This window comes from Hymenobacter aerophilus DSM 13606, from assembly GCF_000382225.1.
Lineage (GTDB): Bacteria > Bacteroidota > Bacteroidia > Cytophagales > Hymenobacteraceae > Hymenobacter > Hymenobacter aerophilus.
The window spans coordinates 23,813-37,858 of the sequence record NZ_KB907821.1 but is presented as its reverse complement, the minus strand read 5'-3'; the positions used below and the strand labels follow the sequence as shown (position 1 = coordinate 37,858).

Annotated in this window: 13 protein-coding genes and 1 tRNA gene; 6 read left to right on the top strand and 8 right to left on the bottom strand. The window is 65.2% G+C overall.

The genetic code is table 11. The annotated features are described in order from the left end of the window. Positions 1–18: 18 nt before the first annotated feature. The 3 genes from H145_RS21470 to H145_RS0114765 form a co-directional block, all read right to left on the bottom strand. A complete protein-coding gene (locus H145_RS21470) occupies positions 19–1,941 on the bottom strand; it encodes a DUF4153 domain-containing protein (RefSeq protein ID WP_019948939.1) in 1,923 nt (640 codons plus the stop codon). 123 nt (positions 1,942–2,064) lie between these two features. Next, positions 2,065–2,146: transfer RNA gene (locus tag H145_RS0114770), tRNA-Leu, on the bottom strand. Between the two features lie 342 nt (positions 2,147–2,488). Beyond that, positions 2,489–3,109, bottom strand: coding sequence for a Dps family protein (locus H145_RS0114765; protein ID WP_019948938.1), 621 nt, complete (start codon positions 3,107–3,109; stop codon positions 2,489–2,491). Positions 3,110–3,234: 125 nt separating this feature from the next. Between H145_RS0114765 and H145_RS0114760 the strand changes: the two genes are divergently transcribed. The 4 genes from H145_RS0114760 (at position 3,235) to H145_RS22910 (ending at position 6,759) form a co-directional block, all read left to right on the top strand. Beyond that, entirely contained in the window at positions 3,235–3,960 is a 726-nt protein-coding gene (locus H145_RS0114760; protein WP_019948937.1) for a VIT1/CCC1 transporter family protein, read from the top strand. 149 nt (positions 3,961–4,109) lie between these two features. After that, positions 4,110–4,631 (top strand): MOSC domain-containing protein, encoded by a 522-nt coding sequence (locus H145_RS0114755; protein ID WP_019948936.1) that lies wholly within the window; start codon positions 4,110–4,112, stop codon positions 4,629–4,631. A 22-nt stretch (positions 4,632–4,653) separates the two neighbouring features. Further along, entirely contained in the window at positions 4,654–5,553 is a 900-nt protein-coding gene (locus tag H145_RS0114750) for a histone deacetylase family protein (protein WP_019948935.1), read from the top strand. A 180-nt stretch (positions 5,554–5,733) separates the two neighbouring features. Continuing rightward, complete coding sequence (locus H145_RS22910; RefSeq protein ID WP_019948934.1) at positions 5,734–6,759, top strand: J domain-containing protein; 1,026 nt, start codon at positions 5,734–5,736, stop codon at positions 6,757–6,759. A gap of 15 nt (positions 6,760–6,774) precedes the next feature. Here the strand turns inward: H145_RS22910 and H145_RS0114740 are convergent, their stop codons facing one another. Next, a complete protein-coding gene (locus tag H145_RS0114740; RefSeq protein ID WP_019948933.1) occupies positions 6,775–8,034 on the bottom strand; it encodes a sensor histidine kinase in 1,260 nt (419 codons plus the stop codon). Between the two features lie 60 nt (positions 8,035–8,094). Then, complete coding sequence (locus tag H145_RS0114735) at positions 8,095–8,775, bottom strand: response regulator transcription factor (protein ID WP_019948932.1); 681 nt, start codon at positions 8,773–8,775, stop codon at positions 8,095–8,097. Between the two features lie 240 nt (positions 8,776–9,015). On the opposite strand from H145_RS0114735, the gene H145_RS0114730 reads away from it, so the two are divergent. Together H145_RS0114730 and H145_RS0114725 are read left to right on the top strand one after the other, a co-directional pair. Then, the gene (locus H145_RS0114730) at positions 9,016–10,503 is read left to right on the top strand and encodes a flavin-containing monooxygenase (protein ID WP_240471707.1); all 1,488 of its coding nucleotides are present in this window, start codon (positions 9,016–9,018) and stop codon (positions 10,501–10,503) included. Positions 10,504–10,747: 244 nt separating this feature from the next. Next, a complete protein-coding gene (locus tag H145_RS0114725) occupies positions 10,748–11,704 on the top strand; it encodes an alpha/beta fold hydrolase (RefSeq protein WP_019948930.1) in 957 nt (318 codons plus the stop codon). Between the two features lie 75 nt (positions 11,705–11,779). Here the strand turns inward: H145_RS0114725 and H145_RS0114720 are convergent, their stop codons facing one another. From H145_RS0114720 to H145_RS22905, 3 genes are all read right to left on the bottom strand, one after another. Beyond that, positions 11,780–12,298 (bottom strand): DUF488 domain-containing protein, encoded by a 519-nt coding sequence (locus H145_RS0114720; RefSeq protein WP_019948929.1) that lies wholly within the window; start codon positions 12,296–12,298, stop codon positions 11,780–11,782. 87 nt (positions 12,299–12,385) lie between these two features. Then, positions 12,386–13,132, bottom strand: a complete 747-nt coding sequence (locus tag H145_RS21460) for a phosphatase PAP2 family protein (protein ID WP_019948928.1) — start codon at positions 13,130–13,132, stop codon at positions 12,386–12,388. A 53-nt stretch (positions 13,133–13,185) separates the two neighbouring features. Beyond that, positions 13,186–14,001, bottom strand: a complete 816-nt coding sequence (locus H145_RS22905; RefSeq protein ID WP_019948927.1) for a phosphatase PAP2 family protein — start codon at positions 13,999–14,001, stop codon at positions 13,186–13,188. Between the last annotated feature and the right edge of the window lie 45 nt (positions 14,002–14,046).

Genomic DNA, 14,046 nt, shown 5'->3' with positions numbered 1-14,046 from the left:
ACCATCTCACCATTTCACTCATTTCACTTCCAGCAAGGCGCGGGCCTGGTAGGTGTAGCGCACGGTGTCGCGCCGCTGCTCGCGGGTGAGGTCGGTGAGGTAGAGGTGCAGCGTGGCGGTGGGGCTGGTGGTGCGGAGCGTGAGTTTCTCGGTGGTCAGGTTGACCCGGTAGTCCTCGGGGTTGCGGCCGTAGATGGCCGCCAACGAATCGGCCAGCGCGCCCGGCGAAACCGCCAGCAGTGGCTGCCAGCGGCCCGTGCCCCGGCGCTGCTCCAGCACCAGCTGCTGTCCGTAGCGGGGTGTCCGCAGTCGGATTGAGTCGGATTGGGCCACAGTGATGCGCGCTAATACGTCATTGTCGGTAACAGCTCTATTGTAATCGTACATATTAATGCCGTTGAGCCAGTAGCGGCCGTTGCCCAGGGCGTACACCTCGCCGGTTTTGTCGTCTCGCTCCGTGCCGAAATTTACCCGCAGGCTTGGGCTGCTTGAGTCGCTGGCAACAGCGTAGGGCGAGATTCGGTCGTAGCCCGTCAGCGTGAAGGGCCGCTCCTGCCAACTGTTGCCCCAGCGGCGCTGCAGCCGGCGCGAGAGGTTGCGCACCGAATCGGGCGGCGTGAGCGAGCCGGCAAACAGGGGCTGCAGAACGGGTAAGGCGTTGCGGTCGGCAAAAAACCGGAAAATGGAGCTTAGGCGCTGCTGCTCTTTAAAGGGCAGATTCGGGTGCCGCCGGGCGGCCCCATCGAGCTTGCCGTTTTGCAGCAGATTGAACCGTTGGCTGAGGTCGCGCAGCTGGCCTAACTGGCTTCGTTCGGCCACCGCAAACGCGCCCCAGGGCCCGCCCGCCGCCAACAACGCCAGCAGCCCCAGCGAGGCCGGAATCCAGATGATGCCCTGGCCCCGGCGTAGCAGAAAATACGCGGCCATGCCCAGCAGCCAGCCCGCCAGCAGCAGCACAAAGTAGCGTTCTTCGGTGATACCGTAGTCGGCAATGCGGGTGCCGATGGCCACGGCCAGCAGCCCCAGCAGCGGAAACAGCGCCCGGTAGAACCAGCGGGCGAACGTGCTTATCCAGGCGTTTCCGGCATCGTGGCGGAGCGGATGGATGAGCAGCAGCGCGAAGATGCCGGCCACGGCCAGCGCCAATACCAGCACCGACACCCAGCCCTGCGGCAGCGTCCAGGTGAGCAGAATCCGGCCCAGGTAGGCGTAGAGGATGGCGAAGTACAGGACTACCAGCGGCAGCAGCACGAACTGCGTGAACACCTTCAGGCCTTTTGGATATGGTGCCGGCTGCTCCAGGGCCGCGAAATCGGCGGGTACGCCGGCCAGAAAAAACCAGGTATTGAACACCGTAGCCAGCGCCACCAGCAGGTAGCCGTACCAGCGGCCGTCGAGCTTCACGCCGAACAGGTTATCAACGGCCAGCAGGGCCAGCGCGCAGCCCACGTAGAGCACGCCCGAGTACAGCGCGGCCGTGAGAATGCGCAGAAACAGCCGCTCGTTGTAGCGCCAGAAGCCCGGCGTGTCGGCCGGGCCGCGCAGCGCGGCCAGGTAGGGCCCGGCGGCCACGGCCAGGTGTGCCGCCAGCAGCAGCAATAGCAGCCGCAACCCCCAGACGAAGTTGGGCTCGTTGGGAGAAAACGCGTACCAGAGACCCAGCAGCGCCAACGCCGCCAGTTGCGCCGCCGCGCGCCCGGCCGGCCGCCAGCCGTAGCGCTCGGCCGTGAGGGCCAGCGCCAGCGTGAGCGGCAGCCCCAGCCCCGCCGCCGACAGCGCCCCAAAAGCCCACGGCACTTCCGTCTCGGGCCGCAAGCCGCTCACGTGCACCAGATACAGGCCCACCCCGCCCAGCCCGAAAGCGCAGAGCAGCGTGAGCGGAAAGCGGCGAACCACCCGCGCCGCCTCGGCAGTGAGGTGTTCCAGAGAAGGCAGTTGCATGGCGAAAGGGAAGGAAGCGTGGGTTGCCGCGCCAAGAAAGCCAAAGTTTTACCAGCAGCCCAATCGGCGGCTCGCAAAACAAAAAATCCGCCCCGGCCAGAGCCGAAGCGGATTTTGCAAGAGTGCGCGCGGGGAGATTCGAACTCCCACACCCGAAGGCACCACCCCCTCAAGATGGCGTGTCTACCAGTTTCACCACGTGCGCAGTTGTTGGCAAGCACTCTTTTTTAGGCGAAGACCGAGGCCTTCGGATTCGCTGAGGCGGCGAATCGTTGACAAAAGTAGTGGGTCGGAAGTCAGGGTGCAAGTGCGGGGCCGCATTTCGGCGCAGATAATAGTGCGGCGCGCGTATTCCTGCTCATTTTCAGTCCCAAAACTTTCGTCAGGCAGCTTAACCCGGCAGCTGGTTTGGCAGAAAATCGGCGGGCAGGTCCGCTTTTCGCTGGTCTGGAAGCCCACAACTGGCCGAACCAGCAGCAGCCATATCAACCAAAAAGGCTTCTCCCCGCTTTGGGAAGAAGCCTTCTGAAATTACTGCGGCCGAAAATTACTCGGCGCGTACCAGGGGCGTATCGACTACGTGCTCCGACACGAACCACACCTGCAGCTCGTTGGTGCGCATCACGTCGCTTACGACCACATCATTGGTGCCGTCGTCGCCGGCATCATCGGCCTCCTTGGCGTACTTGTGGCAGTTTTTAAGGATAATCTGGTGCGCTTCCAGCAGGCGCGATACCTGCACGGGGGCCTCCTCGCGGTCTTTGGGTGGGCGCGGAATGGTGGTCAATTCGGCTACATCGTGGGCCATGGCTACGGCCACACCGCCCAGAATCTGGATGCGCTCGGCAATGGTATCGACCAGCCCGCTCTGCTCCTCATAGTGCTTGTCGTAGAGCAGGTGCAGCTGGTAGAACGTGGGGCCCACTACCTGCCAGTGGTGCTTCTTGTACATGTCGCGCAGCGTCATGGTATCGGCCAGCAGCTGGTTGAGGCTGGTTACGCTTTCCTGACGGGTTTTCTCGTCGAGGCCGATGGGCAGGCGCTGCGACACGGTGCCGTACTTCTGCAGCGGCTTGGGAGCGTCGAACTGCTGGTTCATGACCGGCTGAACGCTGGCGGAATCGGTGGTGCCTTGGGGGTGCTTTTCGGGGGCTTTGGATTTAGCCATGATATAGAATTAGGGAAGTCAACTAGAAAGCCGGCGGAAAACCCGCCCGGCTGGTTTAGCATACGTAACAGCAGGGCGCAGGTTTGCGCCGTCGCGCCGCTTTGCCCCCATTTGGCCCGTATTTTATGCCCCACGCTCACCCGCATCCGCACCCCGAAAACCACCTGAGCAGCTCAGCCATGCTCCAGGACATTGTCATCGGCCTGGCCGATGGCCTGACGGTGCCCTTCGCGCTGGCCGCCGGCCTGAGTGGGGCCGTGGCCTCGTCGGGCCTCGTGATTACAGCCGGGCTGGCCGAAATTGTGGCCGGCTCGATTGCCATGGGCCTGGGCGGCTACCTGGCCGGCCGCACCGAGGTGGAGCACTACGATGCCGAGCTCAGGCGCGAGTACGACGAGGTGGCCCGCCTGCCCGAAGTCGAGCGGGCCGAAGTAGACGAGCTTCTGGCCGAAATCGGCCTGTCGGAAAGCACCCGTGCCCTGGCCGTGCGCGAGCTCACCGCCGACCCCGACCAGTGGGTGCGCTTCATGATGAAGTACGAGCTGGGCCTCGAAAAGCCCGACCCGCGCCAGGCCCCGAAAAGTGCCTTTACCATTGCCGGCGCCTACATCGTGGGCGGTTTGATTCCGCTGAGCGCCTACTTTTTCACGGCCACGCCCGCCGAGGGGCTGGGGTGGTCGGCGCTGATTACGCTGCTGTGTCTGCTGGTCTTCGGCTACTTCCGCAGCCGCCTTACGGGCCAGCCGGCGGTGCTGGGGGCACTCAAAATGGCCGGCGTCGGCTCGCTGGCCGCCGGCGCTGCCTACTTAGTAGCCCGGCTGATTGCGGACGGGGGCCATTTTGGAATTTAGCGGCTGGCAAAACTGTCTGTCATCCTGAGCCCAGCGAAGAACCTATACAGAAGCTAGCATCAACTATTACCCTCTGTATAGGTTCTTCGCTTTGCTCAGAATGACAGACGACCCCTTATAGCTGTAACTCAATAGCCTTACCTCAACCCATGCCCTTTCCTTTTTTCGGCGACGATAAATCGACTATTGCCCGGCTGCTCGGCACGCTGCCCCAGCAGGGCCGCATTGCCTGGATTGGCCTGCGCCCGGTGCGCCGCGAGGCCATGCAGGTGGTGCCGGAGGCCGAAGCCGAAACCGACCGCCACCTGCTCGGCGACCACGCCCGCCCCCGCCCCGGCGGCAAGCGCCAGATTACGCTGCTCCAGCACGAGCACCTGGCGGCCGTAGCCGGCTTTCTGGGCTTGTCCGAGCCTCTCGACCCCGCCCGCCTGCGCCGCAACCTGGTAGTGAGCGGCCTGAACCTGCTGGCCCTGAAAAACCGGCAAATCCGCATCGGCGACGAGGTGGTGCTGGAAATCACCGGCGAGTGCCACCCCTGCTCGCGCATGGAGGAAGAGCTGGGCCCCGGCGGCTACAACGCCATGCGCGGCCACGGCGGCCTCACCGCCCGCATCATCCAGGGCGGCCTGATCCGCCTGGACGACGTGGTAGCGGTGCTGCCCAAGGAGTAGCGGCCGCCGCTTAGTACGCCGTATGCACCTTGCCACCTCCGACCGCTACACGCTGCCGCTGCCCGCCGGCCACCGCTTCCCGATTGCCAAGTACGGCCTGATTCGGGAGCAGCTGCTATGGCAGGGCGTGGCCGCCGAAGCCGATTTCTACGACCCCGGTTTCTGCCCCGAAGAAGACCTGTTGCGGGTGCACTCCGTTGACTACTGGCACAAGGTGCGCGACCAGCAGCTGAGCCCCGCCGAAGTGCGCCGCCTGGGTTTGCCGCAAAGCCCCGAACTCACGCGCCGCTCGCTGAGCAGCTCGGCCGGCACCCTCGAATCGGCGAAGTGGGCGCTGCGTGAGGGCGTGGGGCTGAACCTGGCCGGCGGCACCCACCACGCCTTCCGCGACCGGGGCGAGGGGTTTTGCGTGCTCAACGACGTGGCCATTGCCGCCGCCTATCTGCTCCACCACGGCCTGGCCCGGCAGGTGCTGGTCGTCGACCTCGACGTGCACCAGGGCGACGGCACGGCCAGCATTTTCGCCGGCGAGCCGCGCGTGTTCACTTTCTCAATGCACGCGGGCGCCAACTACCCGCTGCGCAAGGAGCAGTCGGACCTCGACGTGGCCCTGGCGCTGGGCACCGGCGACGCCGAGTATCTGCGGGCGCTGGCCGATACGCTGCCCCGGCTGCTGGCCCAGGTGCAGCCCGACTTTGTGTTCTACGTGGCCGGGGTGGATGTGCTGGCCACCGACAAGCTGGGCAAGCTGGCCCTCACTCCTGCCGGCTGCCGCCTCCGCGACGAGTACGTGCTCGGCCTCTGTTACCAGCACCAGTTGCCCGTGGTGGTGAGCATGGGCGGCGGCTACTCCGAGCGCCTCGCCGACATCGTGGACGCGCATTGCCACACGTTTCGGGCAGCGTACGAGCTGTGGGGCTAGCGGTGATTTGGTGGTTTGGCGGTTTGGTGATTTGGTGAATGTGAGGAAACCTCTGTCATCCTGCGCTTGCGAAGGAGCTTATCCCGCTAAAACGCGCGGTTGTCATGGCAGCTCAAGCTTTATAAGGTGCTTCGCAAGCGCAGGATGACAGTACCTTTGCCGTCCCTCATACCGCCAACCATGCACCTGCACAATCCCTACACCGACCTTCCGGCTGCCAACTCCCTGCCCGCTGTGGCCTCGGCGGCGCCCGGTACGCCGGCGCAGCAGGCCTTTGCCGAGGCAGTAGCGCGGGTGGAAGGGCTGCGGCAGCGGCTGCACGAGCTGAAGGCGGAGCAGGCGGAGGCGCGCCGCCGCTACTGGCAGCAGGTGGGCCCGGCGGCCGAAACCGTAGTGCAGGCCCGGCAGGCGCTGTTTGTCCCTCTGGAAGAAGCCCTGCTGCTGGGCTACTTCAGCCGCCTGGAGGAAGCACAGATTACGGCCCTGCTGCTGGGCAACGCCCGCACTCTGCAGGACCGGTTCGGGGAGGATGCGGCCGAAATTCTGCGCAAATACGCCCCGCGGCGGCGCGCTGATGAGGACGACGAGGAAGCACCCGAGGCCAAAACGCCTGAGCCAGCCGCCGCGCCGGAACCTGCTACGGCCGGCCGGGCGCCGCACGAACAGGCGGCCGAGGCGGCACGGGCCCGGCGCAAAACCAAGCAGCAGCGGGCCGCCGAAGCCGCCGCCCAGGCCGCGCAAAGCCAGCAGCAGGCGCTGCTGGCCAACACCAAAACCCTGTACCGCCAGCTGGCCCGCGCCCATCATCCCGACCTGAGCCGCGACGTAAGCACCCACGGCCAGCGCACCCAGCTCATGCAGCGCATCACGGAGGCCTACGAAGCCAACGACCTCTACACGCTGCTCCAGCTGCTGGCCGAAACCACTCCCGCCAACCCCACCGACGACACGCTGCTGGCGCGCTACACCCAGGCCCTGCAGCAGCAGCAAACCGAGCTGAAACAGCAGATTCAGGCGCTGCAGTACGGCGAAAACGGCTTCAGCGCCACCACCGGCAAGAAGCGTGAGCAGGAAATCCGCCAGCTAAAGCGCCATTTGAAAGCCGAAGCCGAATACCTGGCCCAGGTGCTGCGGCTGCTGCAAGAGCCCGCCGGCCTGCGCCAGCTGCTGCGCGAGTTAAGCGCCGAGGGCCACGACACTGTGTAAGCCGCCCGGTGCGCCTCAGGCAAACGCCACCCGTAACGTGTGGATGGCACCGCTGGACTCGAACGTGTAGCTCATCCGGAAACCGTAGTAGCGGCCGATTTGCTCGACAATGGAGAGCCCCAAACCGGGCGAAGCGGAGGCGGCATCGTGCTTCTGGAACCGCTCGAAGAACCGGGCCGGATTGCCGCTGAGCGGTCGGCCCGAATTGCTGATTTGCAGCGCTTCGGGGCTGAGCTGCACCTCGATAAAACCGCCGGCCACATTGTGCTTGATGGCGTTCTGCAGCAGATTGTGCACCAGCGAATCGGCCAGGCCGGGGTGCAGATGCAGGCCGGCGGGCTCGGCGCCCAGGTGCAGGTTTAGCGTGAGGCCCCGGGCATCGAGCAGGGGCTCCAGCTGCCGGGCTTTATCGCGCAGCAGCGGGGCCAGCGCCAGCGGGGCAGCGGGCGGGGCAAACTGCCGGTTCTCGATTTTGCTGAGCAGCGTGAGGGCCTGGTGCAGGCGCGAAAGGCGGCGAGTGGCCTGGTACAGTTCGGTAACAAGGCCAGCCAGCTGCGGATTGGCCATTTCGGGCAGTTGCAGCAGCTGCTCCAGCTGGGCCTGCATGATGGCCAGCGGCGTCTGAGTTTCGTGGGCAGCGTTGGCCGTGAACTCGCGCATGGCCTCGTAGTCGGCCACCAGGCGGCGGGTGAAGCGGGTGAGCACCTGGTTGAGCTCGGCAAACTCATCGATATCCACGGGCGCGAATTCCAGCACCCGGTGCTCCTGCACCCCGTAGCTTCGCAGCGCCCCCAGCGTGGCCCGGAACGGTCCCCACAGGCGGTTGGCCAGCCAGCGGTTGAGCACCACCACGCTCAGCAGCAGCACGGCCAGCACCGTCAGCAGCACCGTCAGCACCACTTCCAGCACATCGTCGGTTTCCACCAGCGACTTGCGCAGCGTCACCCAGGCCGGGCGGCCCTGCACCGCCAGCCGAAACGTAAGCTGCCGATGCGGCACCATTTCGTCCTCGGTGGGGTCGAGCAGCAGCGTGTCGCGGAATCCCAGCGGCCGGGGGCGCGGGCTCACGCTGAGCTGGTACTCGAAGGGCGTTGGGGGCAGCGCCTGGCCGGTGGCGGCCCGCCGCTCCAGGTGCAGCCGGGCGTTATCGAGCTGTTCCTCCACCTCGTGCCGCAGGGCGGCGTAAAAACCATAGTACAGCCCCACTCCCGCCAGCACAAACAGCCCGGTCGTCAGCAGCAGGTAATAGCGGTTGGTTTTGGTGAGCAGCTTCATTTGGTTAGCTGTTAGCTGTTAGCTGAATGAACGAAAGCTCTCAGCTAACAGCTTAAAAAGCTATTCAACGCTCAGCTTATAGCCCACGCCGTACATGGTGCGGATATAGTTGTCGGCGCCTTTTTCCTGGAGCTTTTTGCGCAGGTTTTTCAGGTGGGTATAGATAAAGTCGAACGAGTCGGCCACGTCCACAGCGTCGCCGCACAGGTGCTCGGCAATGGCTTCCTTGGTCAGCACGCGGTTGGGGTTGGCCAGCAGAAATAGCAGCAAATCATACTCTTTGCGGGTGAGCGTGAGGGCCTGCTCGCGCACGAACACCTCGGCCTGTTCGGGCCACACCAGCAGGTCGCGGAACGCAATATGGGGTTGGCCCTGAAACTGCCGCCGCCGGATAATGGCCCGCAGCCGCGAGTTCAGCTCGGCCAGATGGAAGGGCTTGGTCAGGTAATCGTCGGCGCCCAGGTCGAGGCCGGTCAGGCGGTCGTCGAGGGCGGCGCGGGCCGAGACGATGAGCACGCCGGCCCGCGAGCCGTCGGCCTTGAGCGTACGCAGCAGGTCGAGGCCGTTGCCGGCGCCGGGCAGCGTCAGGTCGAGTACCACGCAGTCGTAATCGTAGAGCTTGATTTTCTCCAACGCCTGCTCAAAGGAGCCGGCCACCTCGCACACGTAACTACTCTGGCGCAGATAATCGACCAGCGTATTGCGGAGTGCCGGTTCGTCTTCAACAAGGAGCAGTTTCATAGCAGATGGAAATTCGCCCGCGCCGGTGCGGGCGTTTTGGGCGAAGGAAGCGTGCAAATCTGACGTAAATCTGAAGAAACTTAGCTTACTGCCGCCCGGCAGGTGTTGCGCCGCCGGCCGCCGGAGCTGCCCGGGAGTGTACACCACGGGCCCAGCAGCATCACCCGAAGAATGTTGCCCGGAGAATCCTTGGGCCGCAGCAATGCGAAATAACGTTTGAGCTCCCCTATCTTACCACCCATGAAACCAGTGGTTATGGAAACCGAAAACGAGTTGCTCGACGTGCTGATTGTGGGTGCGGGCCTGTCGGGTATTGGGGCGGCGCACGTGCTGCAACGGCGCTGCCCCGGCAAAACCTACCAGATTCTGGAGGCCCGCGAAGCCCTGGGCGGTACCTGGGACCTGTTCCGCTATCCGGGCGTGCGCTCCGATTCCGACATGCACACGCTGGGCTACGCCTTCAAGCCCTGGACCAACCCCAAGGCCATTGCCGACGGCCCCGCCATCCTGGCCTATCTGCACGAAACGGCCAACGAGGCCGGCATAACTCAACACATCCGCTTCAACCACAAAGTAGTTGAGGCCGCGTGGTCGAGCGCGGAGGCCTGCTGGACGGTGACGGTGGAGCACGCGGGGCAGCCCCGCACGCTGCGGGCCCGGTTTCTGTACGCCTGCAGCGGCTACTACAACTACGAGCAGGCCCACCGGCCCGAATTTGCCGGCGAGGCCGACTTCGCGGGCCGCATCGTGCAGCCCCAGTTCTGGCCCGCAAACCTCGACTACACCGGCCAGCAGGTGGTAGTGCTGGGCAGCGGCGCCACGGCCGTTACGCTGGTGCCGGCCATGGCCCAAACCGCCGCCCACGTGACCATGCTGCAACGCTCCCCGTCGTTTGTAGTCAGCCAGCCTTCCGAGGATAAAATTGCCAACCGCCTGCGCCACTACCTGCCCGGCCGGCTGGCCCACCACCTCACCCGCTGGAAGAACGTGCTGGTGCAAATCGGCCTGTACGCGCTGGCGCGCCTGCGTCCGGCCCAGGCCAAGCGGCAGCTCGTGGGCCTCGCCGCCCGCCAGCTCGGCCCCGATTATGATGTGGCCACCCACTTTACGCCGCGCTACAATCCCTGGGACCAGCGCGTGTGCCTGGTGCCCGACGGCGACCTGTTTCGCGCCATTCGCAAGGGGCAGGCCACGGTAGTGACCGACGAAATCGAGCGGTTTACACCCGGCGGCCTGCTCCTGAAATCGGGCCGCGAGCTGCCCGCCGATTTGGTGGTGCTGGCCACGGGCCTGAAAATCAAAATCCTGGGCGGCATCACGCTTTTGGTTGATGGCCAGCCGGTGCGGCCGGCCGATACGCTCAGCTACCGCGGCATGATGCTTTCGGGCGTGCCCAACCTGATTATGGCATTCGGCTACACCAACGCCTCCTGGACCCTGAAAGTGGACCTGACGGCCAACTACTTCTGCCGCCTGCTGCGCTACCTCGACCGCCGCCACCTCGCCATTGCCGTGCCCCGCCGGCCCCCTGGCCTGGAGGCCCGCCCACTGCTCGATTTCTCGTCGGGCTACGTGCAACGGGCCACCGGCGAGCTGCCCCGGCAGGGCGCCCGCCGCCCCTGGTTCGTGCACCAAAACTACCTCAAAGACCTGCTCAACATCCGCTACACCCGCATCAACGACGGTACCCTGCAACTCGGCCCGGCCGGGGTGCTGCCGGGTGGTTAGGATTAGGGATTAGGGATTAGGGATTAGGGATTAGGGATTAGGGATTAGGGATTAGGGATTAGGGAAAGTACGGGTGTCGTTCTGAGCAGCGCGAAGAATCGCGCGGGCCGATGTTGAAGTATTATTGCAACGACTGCACGCGCAATCATTCGCGCTGCCCCGAACGACGTTTTCAAGAAAAGCTGACAGCTAGCAGCTTTCAGCTAAAAGCTCCAAACAGCTCTCAGCTAACAGCTCCAAACATATGACGCTTCTTAAAAAAACTGCTTATTCGGCCTTGGCGCTCAGCGGCGCGACGCTGGCCGGGCTGGTGCTGTTCACGCACCATACGGCCCGCAAGGTGCGGGCCGCGCTGCCGCCCAGCGGCTCGTTCGTGGATTTGCCCGGCGGACGGCTGCACGTGCGCGAGCAGGGCGCGGGGCCGGTGCTGCTGCTCGTGCACGGGCTGGGCGGGCAGATGGGCCAGTTCAACTACGGCGTGGCAGAGCGGCTGGCGGCCGATTACCGGGTCGTCGTCGTCGACCGGCCGGGCTCGGGCTACTCCGAGCGGCCCGCCCGCGCCGATTTGCTGAGCCAGGCCGATACGCTGGCTGCGCTGATCGACAAGCTGGCGCTGGACCGGCCGCTGGTGGTGGGCCACTCGCTGGGTGGCGCCGTGGCTTTGGCGCTGGCCCTTCATCACCCCCACAAAGTAGCCGGGCTGGCGCTCATCGCGCCCCTCGTGGCACTGCCCGAAACGGTGCCCGCCATCTTCCAGCGCCTGCTGATTCCAAGGCAGTGGCAGCGGCAGCTGGTAGCCTGGACGGTGGCCACGCCCCTTTCGATGCGCCGCAGCCCCCAGGTAATGCAGGCGCTGTTCCGGCCCGAAATTCCGCCCCGCGACTACGCTACCAAGGCCGGCGGCATGCTCAGCCTGCAGCCGGCCCAGTTCCTGAACACCATTGCCGACCTGGAGGCGCTGCCCGATAACCTGCCCGCCCTCACCGCCCGCCTGCCCGAGCTCCAGCTACCTGTGCGCGTGCTCTACGGCCGCCACGACGCCGTGCTCGACTGGCAGGCCAACGGCCGGCTGCTGGCCGAAAAAGTACCCGGCGCCACTCTCCAGCTGATTGAAGGCGGCCACATGCTGCCCATTACCCAGCCCGCCCTGGTCGCCCGCTTTATCCGGGGCGAGATGGTGGGTGAAGCGGTGAATGAGTGATTTGGTGACTTGGTGAATGAGGAAAGTTGCCGCAAACAGCCACTGAGCGGTCAGCTCATTCGCTTGTTCACTCATTCACTGCCTCACTTGGTGCGTTTCGAGGTAAGGGGCGGTGAAGGGGTGCTCGACGGCCACGCCGGCTTTCATAATGTGCATAACCGTCCAGCCGCCGGCCTTGAGGTAATCAGAAATGATGGCCCGATGGCAGCGCCACCACACGGCCTCGGAGCACATGTAGGCCGTACGCCGCTGCTCGGCCAGGGCCGCCAGTTGGGTCAGCGCCTCGGCGAAAGGCGGGGTTTCGGAGTAGTCGGCGTAGCCGCGGAACGAGTCGCTGCGCCACACCGTGTTGGCCGAGTCGGGCCGGGGCTTGCGGCGGCCGCCCAGCGCCACCATAGGCTCGTAGGCAATGCCGGCCGCGGGCAGGTAGGCCGCCAGCTCGGTGGGGTTGAAGTGCGGAAACTTGCGCGAGCCCGCATAGCGGCGCACATCCACGAGCAGCTCAATTTCAAACGAATTCAAAGCGGCCAGAAACTCCTCCGGGGTGCGGGTGGAGTGGCCGATGGTCCAGATGGTGGGCGGGGCAGTGGGCATGGCAGGCAGAGAAACGAGGCGCGCAAAACCATTCCAACGAGGCGGGCGGGCCCGATGTTGGCCGCACCGGCCGGGCCGGCGCCACTGTCACCAGCTCGATACCCGGCTTTTCGCCTGGCGCCACCAGGTGCGCAGCTGGGCTAAATCGGGCGAGAAAACGATGTGCAGGCTGGCCACCCAGCCCACCGAGCAAAACCAGCCGGCCAGCACATCGGACGGAAAATGCACGCCCAGATACATGCGCGACAGCCCCACGCCCAGCGCGAACAGCGTGCCTACTATCACCACCGGCCAGCGCCAGCGCGTGTGCCACACCAGAAAGGCCAGTGCCGCCGCCAGCGCCGCCGAGCCCATGGCGTGCCCGCTCGGAAAGCTGTAGAACTTCTCCGGCGCAATCGACTCCCAGAGCGCCGGCCGGGGCCGCCCGAACAGCAGCTTGGCCGCCACGTTGAGCGCCATCGCACCGCCCACCGACAAAGCGAAAAACCACACCGCCGCCCCTCGCCCCCGCCACAGCAGCAGCCCACCGATGCCCAGGCTTACCAGCGACATAATGGTGGTTCCGCCGGCCTGCGTGAAGGCCAGCGCCAGCTGGTCGAGACCGGGGCTCTGGCGGGCGTGCAGCCACTCCAGAATGGGCTGGTCGCCGATAAAGCCCCCGTCTTCCCAGATATCCTCGGCTACGTTCACGAAAATCAGCCACGGAATACCGATGCCCAGCAGCAGCACGCCCACCAGGTGGCCATGGCCGCGCAGCACTTGGCGCAGGCCCCGGTAGAGCACCCGCAGCAGTTCCCGGGCAAATCGGTACAGGGCCGTCAGCAGCTGTTTCATGCAGCAAGGAAAGCAGGGGCAGGAAGCGGCCACCGCAAAATTGAAAAGCGCGGCTACCGGCTCGGGCGCCACACCAGGCCCATGCCCAGGCCCCCGCCCGGCACGTAGGTGGGCGCGAAGCTGGTTTCGCCCAGAATGCGTGAATGGCGGCCCCAGCGGTTGCGGTGCGTCAGGTAGGCCAGGTGGGCCGACAAAATGCCGAAACCCGCGCCGGCCACCACGTCGCTCTGCCAGTGCTTGTCGTTGATCATGCGCAGGGCGGCCACGCTGGTGGCGATGGTGTAGGCGCCGATGCCGTACCACTGGCTTTTGTCGCGGAACTCGGTGTGCACGATGCTGGCGGCCAGAAACGCCTGGGCCGTATGCCCCGACGGAAACGACAGATCATCGGACCGGTTGGGCCGGGTTTCGTGGGCCAGGTACTTCACGGCGAAGGTGCTGGCCAGCATAATGGCCTCGCCTTTGGCAATGATGAGCAGGGTGTTGATACGGTCGTTGCGCGACTCGACACCGGCAATGGCCACGCCAATCAGCTCGAAATAGGGCGCGATGATGAGCGTGTTGTCGAAGCCCGTGCTCACCGGCCGAAACTGTTTGCGCACAAACGTGCGCACGTCGTGGTTGATGCCCGCGTCGCCCTGGGCCGTAATGGCTCCGTAGGTGATGAGCGCGGCCGGGATGGCGACGGCCCGGAACAGCTTGCCCTTGTACCAAACCTTGGCGGGGGCGCTGACCGGCGTGACGTACTTTTTGGTGGTGTCGGCGGGGGCGGCGGGCGTAGCCAGCGGCGCTTGGGCCAGGGCCGGCAGGGCGGCGGCGCTACTCAGGCTGAGGGCCAGGGCCAGGCGAAGGACGAACGGCTTTAACAAGGGGCTGAAACGGCTAGATGGCGGCTAAAAACAGAGTAACGTATG